At 30.0% G+C, this 20,800-nt stretch carries 20 protein-coding genes and 2 pseudogenes; 9 read left to right on the forward strand and 13 right to left on the reverse strand.

The features are described 5' to 3' along the window. Nucleotides 1-395 precede the first annotated feature (395 nt). On the reverse strand, nt 396-1,757 hold the full coding sequence (locus WY13_RS13320; protein WP_063556118.1) for an MATE family efflux transporter: 1,362 nt from the start codon (nt 1,755-1,757) through the stop codon (nt 396-398). Between the two features lie 84 nt (nt 1,758-1,841). Beyond that, the gene (locus WY13_RS13325) at nt 1,842-2,279 is read right to left on the reverse strand and encodes a MarR family winged helix-turn-helix transcriptional regulator (protein WP_063556119.1); all 438 of its coding nucleotides are present in this window, start codon (nt 2,277-2,279) and stop codon (nt 1,842-1,844) included. A gap of 799 nt (nt 2,280-3,078) precedes the next feature. Here WY13_RS13325 and WY13_RS21835 point away from each other — a divergent pair. Further along, complete coding sequence (locus tag WY13_RS21835) at nt 3,079-3,294, forward strand: hypothetical protein (RefSeq protein WP_063556120.1); 216 nt, start codon at nt 3,079-3,081, stop codon at nt 3,292-3,294. Between the two features lie 525 nt (nt 3,295-3,819). Here WY13_RS21835 and WY13_RS21090 read toward each other — a convergent pair. The 3 genes and pseudogenes from WY13_RS21090 to WY13_RS22205 all read right to left on the reverse strand — a co-directional run. Then, nucleotides 3,820-4,074, reverse strand: a pseudogene (locus WY13_RS21090) (reverse transcriptase N-terminal domain-containing protein); the annotation flags it as partial. Between the two features lie 655 nt (nt 4,075-4,729). Next, the gene (locus WY13_RS13340; protein ID WP_063556122.1) at nt 4,730-5,356 is read right to left on the reverse strand and encodes a type 1 glutamine amidotransferase family protein; all 627 of its coding nucleotides are present in this window, start codon (nt 5,354-5,356) and stop codon (nt 4,730-4,732) included. 100 nt (nt 5,357-5,456) lie between these two features. Beyond that, nucleotides 5,457-6,115: pseudogene (locus WY13_RS22205) on the reverse strand (helix-turn-helix transcriptional regulator); the annotation flags it as partial. 255 nt (nt 6,116-6,370) lie between these two features. On the opposite strand from WY13_RS22205, the gene WY13_RS13350 reads away from it, so the two are divergent. The 7 genes from WY13_RS13350 to WY13_RS13380 all read left to right on the forward strand — a co-directional run bounded on the left by WY13_RS13350 (nt 6,371) and on the right by WY13_RS13380 (nt 12,208). Continuing rightward, on the forward strand, nt 6,371-7,171 hold the full coding sequence (locus tag WY13_RS13350; protein WP_082848508.1) for a 4Fe-4S binding protein: 801 nt from the start codon (nt 6,371-6,373) through the stop codon (nt 7,169-7,171). Further along, nucleotides 7,110-7,649, forward strand: coding sequence for a PadR family transcriptional regulator (locus WY13_RS13355; RefSeq protein WP_063556124.1), 540 nt, complete (start codon nt 7,110-7,112; stop codon nt 7,647-7,649). The genes WY13_RS13350 and WY13_RS13355 overlap by 62 nt, the downstream gene beginning before the upstream one ends. A gap of 119 nt (nt 7,650-7,768) precedes the next feature. After that, complete coding sequence (locus tag WY13_RS13360; protein ID WP_063556125.1) at nt 7,769-8,488, forward strand: LytR/AlgR family response regulator transcription factor; 720 nt, start codon at nt 7,769-7,771, stop codon at nt 8,486-8,488. Further along, entirely contained in the window at nt 8,485-9,834 is a 1,350-nt protein-coding gene (locus WY13_RS13365) for a sensor histidine kinase (RefSeq protein ID WP_063556126.1), read from the forward strand. Before WY13_RS13360 ends, WY13_RS13365 begins: the two co-directional genes overlap by 4 nt. Nucleotides 9,835-10,012: 178 nt before the next feature. Further along, nucleotides 10,013-10,723 (forward strand): ABC transporter ATP-binding protein, encoded by a 711-nt coding sequence (locus WY13_RS13370; protein ID WP_063556127.1) that lies wholly within the window; start codon nt 10,013-10,015, stop codon nt 10,721-10,723. 1 nt (nt 10,724) lies between these two features. Continuing rightward, the gene (locus WY13_RS13375; protein WP_063556128.1) at nt 10,725-11,411 is read left to right on the forward strand and encodes an ABC transporter permease; all 687 of its coding nucleotides are present in this window, start codon (nt 10,725-10,727) and stop codon (nt 11,409-11,411) included. After that, nucleotides 11,408-12,208: a hypothetical protein gene (locus tag WY13_RS13380; RefSeq protein WP_063556129.1), complete on the forward strand. Its 801-nt coding sequence runs from the start codon at nt 11,408-11,410 to the stop codon at nt 12,206-12,208. Before WY13_RS13375 ends, WY13_RS13380 begins: the two co-directional genes overlap by 4 nt. Before the next feature lie 11 nt (nt 12,209-12,219). On the opposite strand, the gene WY13_RS13385 is transcribed toward WY13_RS13380, so the two are convergent. The 3 genes from WY13_RS13385 to WY13_RS13395 all read right to left on the reverse strand — a co-directional run bounded on the left by WY13_RS13385 (nt 12,220) and on the right by WY13_RS13395 (nt 15,578). Continuing rightward, a complete protein-coding gene (locus WY13_RS13385) occupies nt 12,220-12,609 on the reverse strand; it encodes a carboxymuconolactone decarboxylase family protein (protein ID WP_063556130.1) in 390 nt (129 codons plus the stop codon). 227 nt (nt 12,610-12,836) lie between these two features. Beyond that, nucleotides 12,837-14,672 carry a serine hydrolase gene (locus tag WY13_RS13390; RefSeq protein ID WP_063556131.1) on the reverse strand — a complete coding sequence of 612 codons (1,836 nt, stop codon included), beginning with the start codon at nt 14,670-14,672 and terminating at the stop codon, nt 12,837-12,839. Nucleotides 14,673-15,020: 348 nt separating this feature from the next. Then, nucleotides 15,021-15,578 carry a nitroreductase family protein gene (locus WY13_RS13395; protein ID WP_063556132.1) on the reverse strand — a complete coding sequence of 186 codons (558 nt, stop codon included), beginning with the start codon at nt 15,576-15,578 and terminating at the stop codon, nt 15,021-15,023. Between the two features lie 195 nt (nt 15,579-15,773). Between WY13_RS13395 and WY13_RS13400 the strand changes: the two genes are divergently transcribed. Beyond that, nucleotides 15,774-16,013, forward strand: a complete 240-nt coding sequence (locus WY13_RS13400; RefSeq protein ID WP_082848509.1) for an SHOCT domain-containing protein — start codon at nt 15,774-15,776, stop codon at nt 16,011-16,013. Nucleotides 16,014-16,068: 55 nt separating this feature from the next. Here the strand turns inward: WY13_RS13400 and WY13_RS13405 are convergent, their stop codons facing one another. The 5 genes from WY13_RS13405 to WY13_RS13425 form a co-directional block, all read right to left on the reverse strand. Further along, nucleotides 16,069-17,055 carry a methyl-accepting chemotaxis protein gene (locus WY13_RS13405; protein WP_063556133.1) on the reverse strand — a complete coding sequence of 329 codons (987 nt, stop codon included), beginning with the start codon at nt 17,053-17,055 and terminating at the stop codon, nt 16,069-16,071. Nucleotides 17,056-17,073: 18 nt separating this feature from the next. Continuing rightward, the gene (locus WY13_RS13410; RefSeq protein WP_063556134.1) at nt 17,074-18,174 is read right to left on the reverse strand and encodes an FIST signal transduction protein; all 1,101 of its coding nucleotides are present in this window, start codon (nt 18,172-18,174) and stop codon (nt 17,074-17,076) included. Between the two features lie 365 nt (nt 18,175-18,539). Beyond that, nucleotides 18,540-19,187: an ABC-2 transporter permease gene (locus tag WY13_RS13415; protein ID WP_063556135.1), complete on the reverse strand. Its 648-nt coding sequence runs from the start codon at nt 19,185-19,187 to the stop codon at nt 18,540-18,542. Between the two features lie 105 nt (nt 19,188-19,292). Beyond that, nucleotides 19,293-19,943: an ABC-2 transporter permease gene (locus tag WY13_RS13420; protein WP_063556136.1), complete on the reverse strand. Its 651-nt coding sequence runs from the start codon at nt 19,941-19,943 to the stop codon at nt 19,293-19,295. Further along, nucleotides 19,943-20,800, reverse strand: a complete 858-nt coding sequence (locus tag WY13_RS13425) for an ABC transporter ATP-binding protein (protein ID WP_063556137.1) — start codon at nt 20,798-20,800, stop codon at nt 19,943-19,945. Before WY13_RS13425 ends, WY13_RS13420 begins: the two co-directional genes overlap by 1 nt.

The following is a 20,800-nucleotide window of genomic DNA, read 5'->3' on the forward strand; positions in this document are numbered from 1 at the left end:
TTATGAAAAATTCCATAACTTAGGTAATCCCCATTTAGAATCGTAAAAACAAGCTTATTGGGGTAAAAGGAGCATCCGTGTCATGTACTGAAAAGTAAATGTTATAATATGGAATTGCTATTTATGAGAACATAAAAACTATGTAATATCAGTGAATATGTCCATGAACAAATCAACTAAACTATGGTAATTAATATAACAAAAAGACGCATCAGCGATTGATACGTTTTTTAAGAAAATTACGTACTAAATTATACATTAATCATTATCCATGATATGCTTTATCTACTTGTTTTTACCATATCAGTAGCAAGTGATAAGCCCGCTTACTTCTTTGCTTATTATACTCACTTTATTAAAACTAAATAGTTATATAGATACAATATTTATTGATGCTAGTTTGCTGCTACTTGATTCTTCTTTAGTTTACTATTAAAAATAATATATAGTATTACTCCAGTTAAAAAGGTAATTATTTCTGTAATGGTCATAGACCATATAACACCATGCAATCCAAAAAAATTATTCAATACTATTATGACAGGAATAAAAAGAATTCCCTGTGTAATTGACATAATTGTTGATGGTGTTCCTTGACCTGATGCTTGAAAAATTCCTATAAATAATGTTGTAAATCCATTGAAAAATGCGGAAATAAGCATGGCAGCCATGATATAAACCCCAACACTTAATACTGCTGCATCATTAGAAAACAGATGAATAATTACATTTCTAAAAATATAAACTAAAGTAACAACTCCGCCTGATAATCCCAAAATCCATAAAGCTGATTGTTTTATACTGTCTTTTAATCTCTTAAAGTTTTCATTAGAAAAATTATATGCAATTAAAGGAATAATTCCTAGCGCGAGCCCCATTGCAATAAATTCTGGTACTTGTACAATTCTCAAAGCAATCCCAAAACTAGCTACTACACTTTCTCCATATCTAATTGAATAATTATTCAAAAGAAGAGTTGTAATAATTAGAAAACCAGCTAGGAACAATTCAGAAACCCCAATTTTGTATATCTCTATTTTATCTTTAAGAGAAATATTAAAATTCTTAATAAATCCTTTTAAATTGTCACTTTTTGTTTCCAAGTAGTAAACATAGTAAATAGATGAAGCTATATTAGCTAAAATCATTGATAATGCTACCCCTACAACATTAAATTTAAATAATAGTATAAATAATGGATCAAAGATAAGACTAAAAATTGTACTTACAACCATTCCGAACATTGATTCTTTTGATGCTCCTTCTGCTCTCACAACTTGCTCCAATGCAAAGTTCATTACAATTGCAAAACCACCAATAAACATAGTTAAAGAATAACTTTTTGTATAATTAATAATAGCAGAAGTATCTGCCCCCATAATCTTAACAATAGGAGTAAGTGCTATTGTTAAGATTATTCCAAGCAAAATTCCTATGATAATACTACTATAAAAAGTATATCCTGCTATCTTCTTAGCTTTCTCTATATTTTGTTTTGCAACAAGACGAGTTATAAATGTTCCGCCTCCAGCTCCTAACATATTTCCAAAAGCCATCAATATAGTGAAGATTGGTAGTCCTAAAGTAACAGCAGTTAACATATCTGTATTGTTTAATAGTCCAATAAAAAAAGCATTAATAACGTTATATATTGTACCTACTGACATACCAATCATCATAGGAATAGATAAATGTGCAATTGCCTTAGTAATTGGTGCATTTTCTAAATAATATTCGTTTGACAATTTTTGTTTCACAATTTCATCCTCCACAATAAGTATTCTTAGAATTCATATTCTTAGAATTCTAAGTTTTTAGGTATAAGTTATTATATTAATAACTTATAAATTTCTATCTACTTTCAATAGCAAAGCTAACAACGTCCCTTTTTCTTGATCCGTCAAGCTTTCAATAATATTTTCCTCTGTCTCAACCACTGATTTGTTAAAATCTTCTATTAATTCAGCACCTTTAGGCAATACATATATATATTTTTGTCTCTCATTCTCTTTAGGAATTCTTCTTTCTATATATCCTTTTTTCTCTAACCCTTGAAGCATACTTGTAATGCTTGCTTCTGTACGTTGAAATGCTCGTGCCAAATCTTTTTGAATAATACCACTGTCTTGATGTTCATAAATATAACCTATCATACGTCCTTGTTGAGAATTTAATCCTAACTTTTTTACTTTTTCATCAGAACTGAGTTTCATTTTTATCGCAATACTTCTTATTAATTGTGAATATGGCGTTTGTATAGAGTATCTAGAATTAGTCATTCAAATTCCTCCTAAAATTCACTTAGAATTCTAACTGTTTATAGTTTAACAATTATAATTCAAAGTGTCAATATTTATTTTATATTTATAATATTTCTTTCATTAATTATATACAAATTTTTATATTTATAGGATTTGTCATCAACTTTCTTAATATAAACAAAATAAAAAGGCGAACCTCCTCCAGTTTCACCTAGACTTGATTCTCCTCCTTACTTAGATGCATTATTAAGTTATCATTGTAATCTAAAATGTTATTTTTAGGGTTATTAACTTCTTTCTAAAGCACTTTTGCTCCTATTCTTGAATAGTTTAACTTTATATTCTTTATTTGTGATATGGTTCAACACTCATAATTCTAATTTATTTATATGGTTAATTCGCATTAATTTACAATTCTAAATTAGAAGAAGGATTATCACGGCTTCAATGTGAACTTGTTGCTGGAAGAAACAATATAAACACAGAGAATATTTCTTGGTTTCAGTATGATTTATTAGAATCTCTATATCATACAAATGGAAGCCGTCCTGCAGAATTAAGTAATACAATAAGTGATATTCTTAATCTCTCAATTGATGAGACTTTAGAAGTTTTTATTGATAAGGCGCTAAAAAAAATATTATATACTATTTCTGAAGTAAACTTAGGTTATATTAAACTTGGGCAATCTCTTGACACTCTGTCGGGTGGAGAACTTCAGAGACTAAAAATAGCTGTAACTCTTTTAAATAATACTGGTGAAATTTATATATTAGATCAACCAATCACAGGTTTACATGAGTCAGATATAAAAAAATTGATACAACTATTTCACAAATTAATTAATAAAGAAAAAACTGTTATTATACTAGAACATAATTTAAGTATAATGTGCCATGCTGACTGGATTATTGATTTAGGTTCATTAGGTGGATTTAATGGCGGAGACCTTATATATATGGGATATCCCAATGGTATTACAAAATGTTCTTCATCTTTTACTGGAAAAAGATTATTAGAATATATATCTTAAAAATGTATTAGATGAACTTTATGACTAATCTACTTCTTTCTGACTAATAGGGCTAATACCAGCAGCTGTGTCATGTACTGAAAAGCATATACCATATAAAGGCAATTTCTAAGTGTAGTAGCTATATGTATAAAAATAGGCCATATACTGGAATTAATATCCTGATGTGGCCTTAGTTAGTAGTCGACTAAGTCAGAGGGATTACTCCCTCTTTCTCGTCTAAGAACCGTACATGTCCCTTACAAGACATACGGCTCAAGCCATCTTTTTATCTCAAACAAGTTGATATTTAAATTTCACAAACTCCTTTTTCATCAATTTGTATCCTTCTTCGCTGTTGGGCTCTACTTGATTATTCTTGAAATGGTTGACGATTCTTGGTAAGTCTTTTCCTTCCCCATATTTCTCAAGTAGTTTTAGATGTCGCCGATAACAACTTTGATGTAACAATTCTAAGTTGTCATAACATTCAACTCCGCCTAATACACTGGGCACAATTTGATTAATCTTTAAAGGCTCTACTTCACCATCAACACCAGCTGTTTTTTTACCTTTGTTAATTTGGGTTATTCTCTTTATTGAAAGTAGTAAATTAGCTTTACTTCTTATCATTAGTCTTTGGAGTTTTCTTACTTTCCTTCTCTGTCCCAACTGTTCGGCACGAAAAATCCGTTGGCGAAGTTTCTTCACATATTCATTTATTTTCTTCCAGCCAATTAGCGACCAATCCTGCATATGTGGAGAAACAGCCGACGTATTAAATTTATTAATAGTTTTCATAACATGTTTCTCCTTAAAAAAGTTACCTCTTTACGTTTTCTTTCGTGTTGATGACCATGTGGAAGTCAACTCTCTTTCGAGTGAGTTATAAAACCCTATCCAACAGGTTATTCTTTCCCCTGGACTTTCGTCCTATTGGCATTCGCTTTCTCCACAATCCTTTACCCTCTGGTATTGTAGCTTTCTTTCGATTGCCCTACCTCTTTCGAGGAACACAAAGGGCTTACCAAGTTTCACTAACATTAGATTCAAATGGTTAAGCATCCTTCTCTACTCCGATGGATATATGGGTTACTGCACGACTGGATTGTTATTCAGTCTTTCCTATCCACATTAAGCTTGCTACTCCGCAGTACGCTTATCTTCTTTAACGAAGATTACAAAGGTTCAACTCTCGTTTATGCTTTCCATTCTTCCCCTAACCCTGCACCGCTCCTGCGTAAAGCAGTGACATTAGGTACTTAACTCTCATGCAACCTACAATCCAATTACTCAGAATGCAGTTTTGAGCGGGGATGCGCTTAGTAACTACCGCAGTTTCTTACGAAACACTAATAATTAGCGACTTCTTGTCACACAACAATATATGAAGAATGCGTACTAATAATTATACCTATTAACTTTAGTCATTGCATCTTCTCCACTTTAAGCCATTTTATTGAATTGAGTTCATAAGCTTAAAGAAATATTTTGACTCTTTGGTTTTATAAAGATTGTACCAGGAATCTAAGGTTTGCGGTAAGAATACATCTAGAATTTTCAATACATGCAACGCAAATTCAAGGGGAGCTATTCCAGAAGCAGTAATCAAACTTCCATCAGTTACTACACATTCCTGCTTATAATACTTTTCTCCATCATAGCTTGGGCAGACCATTTTAAGATACCCCAAGTCATTGCTTGTATGAGCTCGCTTATTCAATACTCCCCCCATAGCAAGTCCTATTGTAGCACCACAAATTGCCCCTACAACAATACCTTTCTCTAAATATTTTTCAGCCATTCTTATAATGGGAGCATGAATTGCTTCTGTCCATGTATTCCCACCAGGTAGAATCAAAGCAGCAGTATCTTTAACACTACACTCCTTAAGTTCAATTTCTGGCAATATTTTCAGACCTCCCATTGTAGTAATAGGGGTCTTGGTAATTCCTACAGTTACTACTTTTAGCGGCATTAATCCCTTTTTGTAGTACCTTCCCGAATTGATTTCAGTGCTTAAATAACCTATTTCCCAGTCTGCCATTGTATCAAATACGTAAAGATATACTGTATTCTTCATTTTCTATTCCTCCACATTCATTTTATTGTTGCTATTTGTTACAGGATGGTCTCAAACTCCATCTCGATCTATTATATATTATCTTCACTGACGAATTCAGTCAGTGAAGATAATGGGCCATCAAATCTCTAAGAATTGCTGCCATAGCATCTTTAAAACTATTTGGTTCAAGCACCTTTATTGATTTACCATATTGAAGTAGAATATGAGGAACATAGGTATGTATTGAGTCTTCATCCATTAAAAAATTAGCTCTGCATTCAGTTCGTTCTATCAGATGATATCCTAAAAACCAATGTGCACAAAGGTCATTCAATGCTTCTGATTTGCCCTCAATTACTAAAGTGCAAAGTCCTAATTTGCTTTCCACATTGGATAATAAGTTTTTTGTAAAAACTCACGTGCCGAAAAAGCTTCAGGACGCTTAAATGAATTTTTAGTGCTTATAATATTTACTATTCTATCTACCTTAAAACTGCGAATTTCATTCCTAAGATGGCAAAATGCAACAGTATACCATTTATTGTTCCAGTAAAGCATCCCATAGGGGTCAACAACCCTGCGCTTAGGATGCCCTTCATAACCTGTACAGTATTCAATTTCCACAGAGCATTCATTAGCAACAGCCTGCTTCCATTGCAAAAGTGATTTTTTCTCTTCAAGGTCAAAAAACAGGGGTGTTCGGATAAAATTGTTAAGCAAACTATATCCGCCGTTATGACCAGGCTCCGATATTATTGGCACTCCACTAACACATACCCTCTATTACTTCTTATACAATAATATAGCCCTTTATTTCTTATATTTACTTGTTATATTAAATGTTATATATACTATATACTTATTATACATTACATATTATAGATAACATTATTAAGCACATCCTTTCTTAAACATTATATAAAAAGAAAGATGACACCTGTATGTCATCATAGAAAAATTGACACACTAAAATTATTATGATAATATATCTTTTAGATACATATCTAAAAGATATATTAAGGGAGATTAATTATGAAAAGACAAAGTATTAGAAAATTAACTTTAATAACTGCAATGTTACTTTTTCCAATAACTATTTACTACTTTTCACCAGCTTTAATTATCATGGGAGCAATGGAAAGAATAATTAACGGGAGTTTTATTGTATTTCTAGTAATGATAATAGGTTCTATATTTTTGGGAAGACTATTTTGTGCTTATTTATGCCCTATGGGTGGAATGCAAGAATGTGCCATGCTTGTTAATAGCAAAAATCCAAAGCAGGGGTGGAAAAATAATATAAAGTACGTAATTTGGCTAGTATGGATAATAACTATAATTACTTGTTTTATATTTAAGAAGCAAGAATTAACAGTGAACTTTTTCTATATGACAGACCATGGAATATCCATAGCAAATATATATGATTATGTTATATACTATATAGTAGTATTTTTGGTTTTTATTCCTTCTGTTATATTTGGTAAAAGAATTTTTTGTCACTACTTTTGCTGGATAGCACCATTCATGGTGCTAGGAATGAAACTTGGAGATGTACTTCATATTAAAAGGGTTAGGCTACATGCAAATAAAGATATGTGCATAAACTGTCATCTATGTGACAAAAGCTGCCCCATGGGTCTCAATGTATCTGAGAAAGTTCGAACAGAAATAATGAATGATAGGGAATGCATACTATGTGGAGCATGTGTTGATAATTGTCCTAAAAAAGTAATTTCTTATACGTTAGGTAAAAAAGGGGAAAAAATAAATGAAAAAAACAAGATATGTGCTGCTGGGGCTTCTTCAGGAGGAAGAACTAAGCGGATATGAAATGAAAAGAGCCATAGATATACGAATGTCCTTCTTCTGGCAGGAAAGTTTTGGGCAGATATATCCAGAACTTAACAAAATGATTAAAGAAGGACTAATTGATTTTTCTAACAACACCTCAACTGAAAAAACAAAACGTGAAAAAATAAGATACAAAATAACTTCTAAAGGTGAAAGTGAATTAAAGAAATGGATGGAAGCAGAAAATGAAAAAGACACTGTTAGAAGTGAGTTCCTTCTAAAAATGTTTTTATCAACTGACAAAAATGCGGAGGAAATGCAAAAACATGTAATTAAGTTTAAAGAACAATCACAGCAAAAATTGGATCTGTTCAATTTATTTGAAAAACAGTTAAATCAATATATAGGTGTGCATAACAATCACAGACAAATACTATCTGTATTAAATTTAGGCATTCGTCAAGCAAAATTATATATTGAATGGAGTAATGAAATGTTAGAACAACTAGATAAATAGAAAAATTTTCCATTAAATACTATCCATAGTATAAACCAGTTTCTAAGGAATCAGTCAATAATCAATTCACAAAATAATGATATAATTATATTATTATTTTGTGATAAGCGAGGTATAGTATGCTGGAGATATTTATTTGTGACGACAATAAATCTTATAGAGATAAAATTAGACAAATCATTGAGAACACTATTTTGAGGGAATCTTTAGATTTGAATATACCCCTCTGCACTAACAGCCCAATAGAACTATTAAAATATTTAGGAGATCATGCATCAACTGGAATTTACTTTCTGGATGTTGATTTAAAAAGTAATATGAATGGAATAAAGCTTGGTGAAAAGATAAGAGACTTAGATCCCTTTGGATTCATAATATTTACAACTATCCATATGGAAATGAGCTATCTCGTATTTAAATACAAAGTTGAAGCAATGGACTATGTTGCTAAGGACGAAGATGACTTTAAAGCACGGGTAACAAGTTGTCTTATGAAGGCCTATAGCATTTATACTAGAGAAAATCTTAGTGAAGGATATATTAAAGTAAATGAAGATTCCAGAATAATAAATATAAAATTATCTGATATCTTGTTTATTGAGACAAGCAGTACCCCACACAAGATAAGAGTCCACGAAGAAAATAGGCAAATAGAGTTTTATGGAAATCTTAAAGACATGGAGCAAAAACTCACTCCAAACTTTTACAGATGTCATAAATCCTATATTGTAAATAAAGACAAGATTGACGAAATAGATTTGAAAAATAATAAAATCATCATGATAAATGGAGAAGACTGTCTTGTTTCTTTTAGATATAAGAGAGGTCTTATAAAATGATCATTAAAAAATTTCCCATAAGCAAACTTTTTACAGACGTGCTCTTCCCTTCACTGCAAATTAGCTTATTATGTTGTATTTCAATATACATATTATTTAAAGATAAAGTTACCTTAAATGTAATGAAAAAGTACTTTGTCATATCCTTTGTAGTTGGAGTGGTGCTTCAAACTGGTTCATACATCTTAATACTCCCTATCTTTACGATCCTAATAATATTTTTATTAAAAAATAGTAAAGACATAAAAAGTACCATAGAAATACTCATAACCATTTTTACAATATACTTTATTAACATCATGTATAACGGAATTTTAAAATTAGATGTTTATAAAACAATCTCTTTTAAAAATTACATTACTGAACTCATAATTATACTATTTTTTACACTTTTAATATATGCAATAAAAAAACATATTCCTCATAAATTTGAGAATTTCAAAAAAGTTTCACTGCAGCAAATAAGATATAGGATGATTCTCAGTATAAGTATTCCTATATCTTTGAGTATATTTTTAATTTATCCTCTGACAAACTTGACAAGTTACACTGGAATATTTTTTATAATTGAATGCTATCTTCCACTTGGAATTCCTCTTATTTCAATAATACTCATACTTATAATAATTTATAATTATGACAGGAGTTTAAAAATTGAAATGAATTTAAAAAGAGAAACTGAAGAAAAAGACAGAATAGAGGAATATTCACATGTGATTGAAGAAATGTACAACGAAACGAGAAAATTCAAGCATGACTATATAAATATGCTCCTTCCTCTTAAGGAATACATAGATACTTCCAATGTCAATGATCTCAAGGATTTCTTTTATGACAATGTGCTCAATATAGACAAAGATATAAAGTGGAATAACACAAATATAGATAAGTTAAAACATATTAAGATACTGCCTTTAAAGGCCCTGATTTCTACAAAACTAATAAAAGCATTATCTTCAAGGATAAATATAAAATTAGAAGTAGTTGAAGATATATCTCAAATATCTATGAATATAATGGATTTATGCAGAATAATTGGAATACTTTTGGATAATGCAATAGAAGCATCAATAAAGTGTGATTTGCCTAAACTATATTTCTGCATTTGTGTAAAAAAGGATTATGTAGTTATAGCACTTCACAATAACTTCGGGAATACAAAACCAGTAATACACAAAATATATGAAAAAGGTTTTTCAACTAAAGGAGACGGAAGAGGCCTTGGCTTATATATCTTAAAAGATATTATAGATACAAAATACAATAATGTATTTATAGACACCTCTGTGGAAAACAATATGTTTATACAAGAATTATGGATTAAGAATATACATGGGGCATCCTAACTAGGGTGTCCTTTTCTTTAACGTAAATTTTTTAATCTTAACCGTATCAGCTTCTGCTACTTATGAATTCAGGACATCCTCTTTGGACTAATACATAAAATATCCACTAATACCTGTTAATATGTAGTAGAAGTTCTGGTTTGCAAACAAAAATTAATCTTTGAAGAAAGGATAAAAAATGGAACCAATTTTAGAAGTAAAAAATTTAAGTAAGTACTATAAAAGTAAAAAAGTAATTGACAGCATCAATATGAAGGTATTCAAAGGAGACATCTATGGTTTTATAGGTCCAAATGGAGCTGGCAAAACAACAACTATAAAAACTATTTTGCGTCTACTAAAACCTTCAAGTGGTGACGTCTTCATAGGTGGCAAAAATGTATTTAAAAATGGAGAAAACAATCCTTCAGATATAGGAGCCATGATAGACTATCCTAGCTTTTACAACAACTTATCTGGATATAAAAACTTAATGCTATATGCAAATGTCTTGAATCTCAGCAAAAAGAGAGTTTATGAAGTTTTAGAATTAGTAAAATTGATGGAGGATAAAGATAAAAAAGTAAGTAATTATTCTATGGGAATGAAGCAGAGGCTTGCAGTGGCAAGAGCATTTTTATCAAAGCCCAAAATTGTAATATTAGACGAGCCAACTAATGGTCTGGACCCAGAGGGAGTAAGAGATATGAGAGATTTAATTAAAAAATTAGCTAGAGAAAATGGTACAACTTTCATATATTGCTCTCACATTTTAAATGAAGTACAAAACATATGTAATAGAGTAGCAATGATAAATAAAGGCAGGATAATCATTGAAGACTCTATGGAAAATATGCTTAAAAGTGCTAATTCTCTAGAAGATTATTTTATGAAAGCAGTGGGACTTTGATATGATTAAAAATGAATTTATAAAATTTTTTACTCCTTTAAAAATATCAATATATGGAGGTATCATACTTATATTCATCTTATTGAATGATGTACTATTTGCAGATAAAGCCTCCGCCATAGTTACTTTTCATACTTTGCTTTATAACGATATATCTTCACTTATATTTATGCTTCCAATAATTTTATCACCGATAGTTTCAGATATGATTACACGTGATTATGAATGTGGCTGCATGAAATTTTTTATAATTTATAAAAGCAAATCAAAAGTACTTTTATGCAAAATAATTTCTCTTATCCTAATAACAGGCATTATGATAATTTTTACATTTACTATTTTGAATGTGATTTATATTTTCAAAGATTCAGTGCAAATTGATATATTTTTAGATATAAAAATGGGATTGCTATTTTTAACTGCACTTATGCCAGTACTACTTATATATGTTTTAATTTCTATACTAACTAAAAACAGCACTATAATATCATTGCTTGTGTTTCTTCTAATTGTAATGTCAGACTTTATTCCCAAGACAATTGGGAATATAACTCCACGAAGATTTTTATGGGAATGCCTTTTAAAGAATCAAATTGATAAATTTTCTATAATCTTATTTTCAATATACACTATAGTTCTTGTATTTTTGAACTTTAAGTTATTCAACAAAAAGGAGCTGATACATTGATACTTAAACTTTTTAAAAATGAAATCATAAAAATGCTGCATTCTAAAAAGTTATATGTACTTATGGTATTTGTCATATTCATGATTGCAGCAATATGTTATATGATATATTTAGATAGAGGGCATATAATGAATAATGCACCTATAGCACGTAACTACAGCAATCAGCTTAAAATGGATATATTAAATATGAATAGTGTAATATTTTTAAAACAATTCAGCACAGAATTTATATTTAGGACAGTAGTACCCTACTTTGCATTCTTTATGACTGTATTTTCAGTTAGCATATTTGGTGAAGATTTTTTTAGTGGGAACATGAAATACTTTGCAAGATTAACTAAAGATCATGTTAATGTATTTAAAGCCAAAGTACTTAGTATCATTTTTTATTCAGCACTAGTAGTTATTTTGACATTGATATTAGGATTTACAATAAGTTCCTTTGTTTTTAAATTGAGTTTTGATGGTTTAGGAAAAATTGTATTAATTTATTTATCTGCAATAATTCCAGTTGCTTCATTTGGATTAATCATAGGAATAATATCTTTGTTTTTTAAAAACACGACAATTAGCATAGCTATAGGTATTGTAAGTTCAATATTTTTAACTGTTTCAGACAGACTTACAATCACAAGTAACTTTTCACCTATAGGAGTACTTGGTCTTATGGAGAAGTTCAGAGCTAACAATATATCGTTGATCTCTTTGCTGATAGTAAATGGAGTATCAGTCATCCATTTGCTAGTTGCTTATTTCATAGGAAAAAAACTGTTCAAAAATAAGGAATTTGTCTGAAATTTTCCCAATCATTTTTGATCTTCCTTCATGGAGTTTATTTCTTCAAATCTTTTCTCTGCTGCGTTTATTGCCTCTACACCTGCTTTACATAAGACATTAATACCCTTAACAATAGTTACAATCACAAATGCTTCTACTAATTCTTCCATAGTCAAGCCTGCTTCTATGGCAGCAACGGCATGTGACTTTGCACCACTTACTTCATCATCTAAACTATCTAATATGGTAAAAATTAATTCTCTTGTTTTTTTAGGTAAATGTCCTTCTTGAACTGATTCACGCATGGTTAAATAACCCTTTAATCCATCAGGACAATATTTAGATAGAGCTTTAGCAAAAGGCGGGTCCCATTTTAATTCATTCTTATAATAATCAAGTATACTTTCTAAATCTTTCACAATTAATTCCCCCATTTTCATAATATATTATTTATTCCTTTATTCTACATTTTCATTATAGTATAAAAGATATTTTAAATATAGGGTTTTCTAACTTAAAAATCAACTTATACGCAGGCATACTTTTATTGTGATACTTCTTTTTTGTGTATCTAAAATTCAAAAAGCTGCTGACAAAATATTTTATCAACAGCCCTACTAGTACAAAATACTATATTGTTTAATTTTTAATTAATTTTATCACCATGATACTGCATTCCATAACCAGGCATGTTAATGGTAATGCCTGTAATTTGTCCATTTGAATTTTTATCAAATGTAGTATCCCCATATAAAGTTCTCATAAAGAATTTATCCTGAGATTCAGCAAAAAGCTCATATTTTTGATTTGCTCCATCTGCTAAATAATAAAGGTGCCCATCTTCATTTGTTATTGAAATATTTCCCATATCCTTAGATTTATATTTACCTGTATATTTATTTAATACACTATTATGAAGTTTTATAACATTCTTTGCCTTAGGCATACTATAGCTATTTCCAAGTGCTATATTTGAAAGCGTATATGTAAGTGGATTTATAGTATAGTATCCTGAATTTGTAAGTATGATTATACTTAAACCTTTATCTGTATACCTTGCTATATTGCTTGTAAATCCAAGTATATTTCCACCATGAAAAACTTCATGACCATTATCTCCATCAGCTATCATCCAGCCATACCCATAGTAGATGCCGCTTCCTTTTGCCATTTCAACATACTTTGAAAACATTTTGTCCATAGTTTTCTTGCTTACAAGCTTTTCTGTATCAAGTGCCATATTCCATCTATATAAGTCTTCTGTAGTAGAATATAAATTACCTGCTCCATGTACACCATCAACTATAATTTCATCGCTTATTGGTGTTACATCCAAATATCCTTGATATCCACTTGAATTATACATTTTTTCTTTTCCTATATAGCCAATTCCTGTATCATTCATATTTAGTGGTTTAAATATATTCTTATTTAAATAACTTTCATAATTCATTCCACTTACTTTTTCAACTATATATCCAAGCAATAGATATCCTGAATTAGAATACTCAAATTGAGTACCTGGTTTAAAATCAAGAGGCTGATTCTTAAAAAAGTTAATTGCAGTATTTATATTTTGCAAGTCCTCAGGCTTCATATTCAAAAATCCAGGTATCTCATTTAAACTTTTAATACCGGATGTATGAGTAAGTAAATTATAGATAGTTATTTCATCTCCATGGGGAAAATCAGGTACATACTTTGAAAGTTTATCTTGTTCACTTAAGAGTCCCTTTTGTTCAAGCTGCATTATTGCCATTGCCGTAAATTGTTTTGTCATTGAACCTATCAAGAATCTAGTTTGAGATGTATTTTTGATGTTTTGTTCAAAGTTTGCCATACCATACCCTCTATTTAAGAGTATATTTCCATCTTTAGCAACTAAAACACTTCCATGAAAGTTATCTGATTTTTGTAAGGCAGTTAAATAATCATTCAACTTTGCAGCAATTATTTTATCATTTGTATAAACTAATTGCTTATTGAAGCTATCTTCAGTATTTTTTTTCATATCAGATATTTTGACTATCTGAGTAGTACTGTCCCAATCAACTAATTCATTAAATGCTTCACTAAAAAACTCAAGTGGTACAAAAACTTGTCCATAATTTATTATTGGAATTGTGGAAAGCGTAATAGCCTTACCATTAGCAGTTACTTTCTCATCTCCACTTTTAAATGTAACATTTAAATTAGAACCTTTTATTGTAATATTACCGTCTTTAACCTGTAAGACAGCATCACTTCTGATTTGTTTAAGTATTGGAATAAGTGGCATCATAACTTTTGAATTTGAATTTACGTATGGTTTTGGATCTAATATAATTGCTTTATCATTTATCTTTACTACAATTGAACTAGTTTTAGATTCAGTTATAGCTGTTCCGGTCCCAGCAATTACTTGTGCACTTACAGGCGTTACAGCTGAATAAGTGACAAGAGTAAGCGATACAAGAAGACCTGATATACACTTTTTAATCATTCACACATTCATCCTTTCAAATTTTTGATTGAGGGATTGCATTTTACAAATCTGACTTACCTTCAATAAAACTCCCCTCTTATCAATATATCATTAAATGATACATTATAAATAAAATATATCATTTAATGATATATATGTCAATGTATAGCTTTATTTCCTATATGCCTAAATTATACCGTGATTTCGATAAGTAATATTAAAGAAAGTCTTAAGAAAAACTTAAGATTAATTCCCCCATTTTTGATATGTATCCTCTAACTTAAAAATCAACTTATACTTCGATATTTTTAATTATTAAAAATATCCCAAGTATAAGTTGATTTTTCTTTGGAAACTCTATAAATTTTACTTAGAAAATATTAAAGGTTTTTTTCTTTCTGGTGGAGTCAATTTAGTTTTCATATATCCCATGCTCATGGTAGAAACCAATTCATACTTTTCAGGTACCCCATGTTTTTCTTTAAATTCTTTTGTATTTAATAGAGCCTCTGCAAATCCAATCCAGCAAGTTCCAATTCCCATGCTGTGAGCTGCAAGCATAATATTTCCTGCTGCAAGACTGCAGTCATAAACATGCCAGTGAGATTCTTTATTTCCGTAAATAACTAGTACTGTACCTGCATTATTAAATATATTATATTTAGGATTCTTCAACCAACTTTCATATTGACTTAAGTAGGGATATTTTTCAATATTGTTCAATAAATACTGTTTCGTAGTTTCAGATAAAGAATCTATTTCACCTTTGTCCTGAATAACTACAAATCCCCATGGTTCAAGACCTGATCCAGTTGAAGCTTTTGTTCCAAGCTCTATAAGATTAGTTATAGTTTCTTTAGATATTACTTCATCTGTATATGCTCGAACACTCCTTTTACCGTTAATGCATTCTAAAACTTCCATTTTATTACCCCTTTCAACACATGTTTTATAAATCTTTTAATAACCAATATTCTATGTTTCTAATTTGTTTATAGTTTATTTTTCTTTTATTGTCAATAAAAAACACAAGAAAATTTATAGGAATAATTTTTATATATGATTCAAATAATTAAATTAATAACTATTTTTCAATAAAAAGTGAAGGTGATATTAACAATGGGTTATTATGGATATGGAATGATGGGATACGGCTGGGGACTTCTTATGATGATATGTATGATTGCCTTAACAATTTTAGCTGCTGTGGCTCTTATACGCTACCTTCATCAATCAAGCAAGCCAAATAACCAAACATCTGGAAACAATAATGCCTTAAACATACTTAATGAAAGGTATGCCAGAGGAGAACTAACTGAAGAAGAATATAGAAATAAGAAAACACAAATTCAATCATAACATTATGTAAAAAATACCAGTAAGAATCACCTGGTATTTTTTAATTTCATCCGTATTATTTCTCTTTCATCTTTTCTGCAAAAATAGCATCAAGCTGTTCTAAGAAATTGATTATATCTGAAAATATTACTGACTTTTTGGATGACTGCACATTTAAATCATTAATCTCGTCTTTTACAATTTTTGAAGAGCTAATTATTTTTCTTATATCATTTGATATTTCTTCAGCTTCCCTTTTATTACTGCTTATAGAACTATTGATTTCTCCCGATTTTTCTTTTACTTCCTCGGATGAATTAAGAATTTCCGTAAAAACTTGTTCTGTACTTTCCGCCGAGGATATTCCTTCCTTTAAAGCTGATCTTGAATTTTCTACAGATCCAGATAAATCTCCCACATTTCCATTCATATCTGCCATCTTTTTATTTATACCTTCTACCAGCTCCTTAGTTGAATCTGCAAGCTTTCCAACTTCTTCAGCAACAACTGCAAATCCTTTTCCTGCTTCTCCTGCTCTTGCCGCTTCAATATTAGCATTTAAAGCCAAAAGATTCGTCTCATTAGCTATATCATTTATACTGCTTGACAGCTCTCCTATGTCATTGAAGGAATTTTTAAGTACTGTAAATGTATCTGCAAATTCCTTCATGCTGTTTTCTATATTATTCATTTTATCTTTTAAATCACCAATGATAACTTTCGCATCGTCTAAAGACTTTATAGAGTTATCTGCAGCAGAATTTATATTATTTGAACTTTCCGCAAAATAATTAAAGTTATCATTGAAGTTATTTAGCACATCTCCAATTTTACTTATACTTTGAGAAACGTGATTAAATGTATTTGAAACATCATATACAGCCTTTGATATAGTAATTTCACTGTCCATAAGGTTGGACATTCTTTCTTGTACATAACTTAAACTATAATTAATATATTTATTCTCATCAACATCATCAATTGACTTAATTTCTCTTTCTTCACTGCAGCAATTACTATCTACCATATCCAATTCTTCATTTTTTTTAAATATTCTAAGCATACATGTTCTCCCTTGTATTTATTCAAAAACACCAACTACCATAGTTTGATTAAAATGATAATCTCCTATTTGTTCACCATAGCTTGCAAATCCTACATAATCTCCAAGTTCACCTAATTGTTTTGCAAACTTCTCTGCGAAACCTTCCTTTTGAAAAAGCATGGTTCTCGCAATACAATTGATCACAATGGCACATGAGATATGATCAAAATCATTGTTTATTTTAGCTATGGTGGATTTTAATATTTCTTTATAATTATCAGGCTCAAGTAAAACCACACTGGTATTTTTATATATTCTGCTGTAATAGGAAATTGCCTTATCATCAATTAGATTCTTATTCGCTGAAATGTATAGATCATTACCTACAACTCTTCCCAATGGATGGGTTGAAAATAGTTGTTCAAGTCTATTTACAGGAACATTTAATCTTTCAGCAATAACTTCAGCACAGGGTCTTTCATTGAGTTCATACACAATTCTTTTTTTTGGATCTACTTTAGTAGCTACAAAAGAATGCTTTGTTTTTTTAAATATATTTTCCTTATATATTTTTATTTTTCCACTCAAGTTTCTGATTAACACAAATACACAGTTATTACTATATACCTTTCCATTTAATCCTACATAAGTAGTTTGAAATTCCCCATCATCTGCTGAAGTTCCTCCAAATAAAGGTATTTCATATACTTCTAACAAAGAATTAATAGTTGACAAGATCTTTTCTTCACTATTAGTTGTCCCAACACAAAATTCAAGACATACTGTATTATCTGTATCCTTTAATTTACTGATGGACTCTTGTACCCTCTGAATATACTTCACTGGATACTTATCTATATCTTCAATTACACCGGCAAAACATTCTATGCCATCTTCAAAACTCATGGCAAGCAGTGCACCACTCGTAAGTCCATACCTGCAAATTTCTTTGTATGCAGAAGAACCAATTAATATGGAATTGGGAAATTTGTCATGTAGTAATTTGCTAAATTGTTCAAATCGACCCTTACTCGTAAAGTAAACTATCAACTTAGGATTAGCAAAATCTTGAGTAGCTTCTTCTAATGCTGACTGGAGATTATTAGATTTTCCTATTCCAACTTTCGTCTTAATCATCTTTAAATTTCTCCTTTTTCTCAAAGTATATATTTATCAAGTGATTCTTAGGTTCAGATGGAGTTTGCTTATAAAGATGACTTTCTCCAGCTGAACCTTATTAACAGTATTCTTAGTGTCTTTAGCACTTAGAATACGTTATTCTTTAGGGGAAGAACTTATCCAGGGACATAGCTGCTCTTTACTCCCACTTAGAGAAGTGGGAGTATTAAAGTAGGTAGTCATCGGATAAAATAAGTTACATTTTTTATAGTATAATTGTAATCCTTTACTCTCTAAATTTCTACATTTTTTGATAATAAAAAAAGATTACCTTTTTAACTATATACAAATCATTAAAAAGTAATCTTTTCATTAGATTTCTTTTACATATCTTTCTTACCATATACTTTTACGGATATAGAATAGGAAACTACCATAACTAAAATTGTTATTAAAAATAACATAATAGGCAAGTACTGCAAAATAATGTGCATATATTGTACAGCTAAAGGAGAAAGTTTTAATTTCGCAAATTTGGATCTGACAATAATTTCGCCAGCAGGTGCTAAAAAAATTAAAAGCATGAGAATACGTGACTTCTCCACTCCAAATTTATAAATAACAGGTAACATAACACTTATAAACAAAAAACCGCCTGCCATGGCTACTCCATTGACTGTAAATATTTCTATGACATCTAAATTATGTTTATTAATTCCCTGGGCAAATCCCAGAGCTGTTGCTAGTAATGCCCCAATAAAAATTACAATAATGGAAACCAGATATTTTGAGAGGACTACATCTCTTCTTGTAACCGGCATGATAAGTGCATATTTATCCCACTTTGCTGTATTGTCGTATGACATGGTATTTATAACAAGTATACTTCCAATAAGTATTATAAATACATTCCAAACCTCCATATTAGTGCCCCATAAAAAATTTAATAAGCTAAAGACCACAATTCCAATATACAAAGATTTTCCACTACTTTTTAAGTTATACAAATCCTTTAAAATCAACCCATTCATTATTTATCACCTCTCGTATAAAATAGCCTGATATTCGTCTGCCATAAGACTTGTTACATATCCTTTAAAATCATATTAATATGTAAAAATGGATAAATAAACATTTTACATATCCTTATTACCATATACTTTTACAGATATGCAGTAAGAAGCAATCATAATTAAAATTGTCATTATCAGCATAATAAAAGGGAGGTACTGTAAAACAATATCCATATACTGTTTCACCAAAGGAGAAAAACTTAATTTTGCGAGTTTAGATCTGGAAATACCTGTGATACCAGCAAATGCTAAAAAAAATACTAAAAATATAACAATACGTGATTTTTCTACTCCAAATTTATAAATGACAGGTAATACAATGCTTATAAACAAAAATCCAACTGCCAGAACGAGTCCAGTGGCTTCAAATATCTCCACCATATCTAAGTTATGCTTATAAATTCCCTGGGCAAAACACAGAGCTACTGCGATCCCTGCCCCAATAAGACTTAAAATAGTGGAAACCAGATATTTTGAAAGTACTACATCTCTCCTTGTAACTGGCATAGTCAGTGCATATTTATCCCATTTTACCATATTGTCATATGTTATAGTATTTGTAACAAGCATGCTTGCTAAAATTACTACAAATCCATCTAAAAAAGCCATATTATTTTGTTGAAAAAATAAAACTCCAAAGCCTACAATCCAAATGATTAAAAATTTACTAGTTTTTTTTAAATTATATAAATCTTTTAAAATTAAACCCCTCATTATTTATCACCCCTAATATAAAATAGCATGATATCTTCTATGGAAGTATTGTCCACCACAAGTTTTGGATGCTTATTTATAAAATCATATTTGTCATTTATTAAAACCTCATACCCAAATTGATTTTTTCTGTAATTTATAAATTCTTCTTTAGAAAGATTATTAAAATCTGAAGTTCCACACTTCAATATACCCATATTTTCTCTCAAATCATCCTTGCTTTTACTGAAAACTACCTGTCCATCATGAATGAAAGTAATGTAATCTGCTATCTTATCTAGATCACTGGTTACATGTGATGACAGCAAAATAGAATGTTCTTCATCTTGAATAAAATCCAAAAATATATCAAGAATTTCTTCCCTGGCAACAGGATCAAGACCTCCTGTTGCTTCATCCAAAATCAGAAGTTTTGGCTTGTGTGAAAGTGCAGCAGCAATACACAGTTTCATCTTCATTCCTCTTGAAAATTCTTTTACAATCTTATCTTTAGGTATTTGAAATTTATCCAGGTAATTAAAAAAAAGACTGCTGTCCCACTGCTTATAAATTTTTGCCATGAATTTTGAAATGTTTTTTGCATTTAAAGTGTCATGAAAATTACTTTCATCAAAAACTACACCTATCTGTTCTTTTATATACTTTTCATCTTTTATATTGTCACGACCAAATATTTGAATTTCTCCACTTTCCCTGCTAATCAAATTTAAAATAGCCTTTAATGTAGTAGTTTTTCCTGCACCATTCTCACCTATAAATCCTACGATACTTCCTTTAGGTACAAAAAATGAAACATTTTTCAAACTAAAATTTTTATAAGTTTTGTTTAATCCCCTAACACTTATTGCTTCATCCAT

The organism is Clostridium ljungdahlii, from assembly GCF_001636845.1.
Lineage (GTDB): Bacteria > Bacillota > Clostridia > Clostridiales > Clostridiaceae > Clostridium_B > Clostridium_B ljungdahlii_A.

Coding starts and splice junctions, on each gene's coding strand:
- WY13_RS13325 (WP_063556119.1), bottom strand. CDS start 2,279: ATGACTAATTCTAGATACTCTATACAAACGCCATATTCACAATTAATA.
- WY13_RS13340 (WP_063556122.1), bottom strand. CDS start 5,356: ATGAAGAATACAGTATATCTTTACGTATTTGATACAATGGCAGACTGG.
- WY13_RS13350 (WP_082848508.1), top strand. CDS start 6,371: ATGAAAAGACAAAGTATTAGAAAATTAACTTTAATAACTGCAATGTTA.
- WY13_RS13355 (WP_063556124.1), top strand. CDS start 7,110: ATGAAAAAAACAAGATATGTGCTGCTGGGGCTTCTTCAGGAGGAAGAA.
- WY13_RS13360 (WP_063556125.1), top strand. CDS start 7,769: ATGCTGGAGATATTTATTTGTGACGACAATAAATCTTATAGAGATAAA.
- WY13_RS13365 (WP_063556126.1), top strand. CDS start 8,485: ATGATCATTAAAAAATTTCCCATAAGCAAACTTTTTACAGACGTGCTC.
- WY13_RS13370 (WP_063556127.1), top strand. CDS start 10,013: ATGGAACCAATTTTAGAAGTAAAAAATTTAAGTAAGTACTATAAAAGT.
- WY13_RS13375 (WP_063556128.1), top strand. CDS start 10,725: ATGATTAAAAATGAATTTATAAAATTTTTTACTCCTTTAAAAATATCA.
- WY13_RS13390 (WP_063556131.1), bottom strand. CDS start 14,672: ATGATTAAAAAGTGTATATCAGGTCTTCTTGTATCGCTTACTCTTGTC.
- WY13_RS13395 (WP_063556132.1), bottom strand. CDS start 15,578: ATGGAAGTTTTAGAATGCATTAACGGTAAAAGGAGTGTTCGAGCATAT.
- WY13_RS13400 (WP_082848509.1), top strand. CDS start 15,774: ATGGGTTATTATGGATATGGAATGATGGGATACGGCTGGGGACTTCTT.
- WY13_RS13405 (WP_063556133.1), bottom strand. CDS start 17,055: ATGCTTAGAATATTTAAAAAAAATGAAGAATTGGATATGGTAGATAGT.
- WY13_RS13410 (WP_063556134.1), bottom strand. CDS start 18,174: ATGATTAAGACGAAAGTTGGAATAGGAAAATCTAATAATCTCCAGTCA.
- WY13_RS13415 (WP_063556135.1), bottom strand. CDS start 19,187: ATGAATGGGTTGATTTTAAAGGATTTGTATAACTTAAAAAGTAGTGGA.
- WY13_RS13420 (WP_063556136.1), bottom strand. CDS start 19,943: ATGAGGGGTTTAATTTTAAAAGATTTATATAATTTAAAAAAAACTAGT.
- WY13_RS13425 (WP_063556137.1), bottom strand. CDS start 20,800: ATGGATGAAGCAATAAGTGTTAGGGGATTAAACAAAACTTATAAAAAT.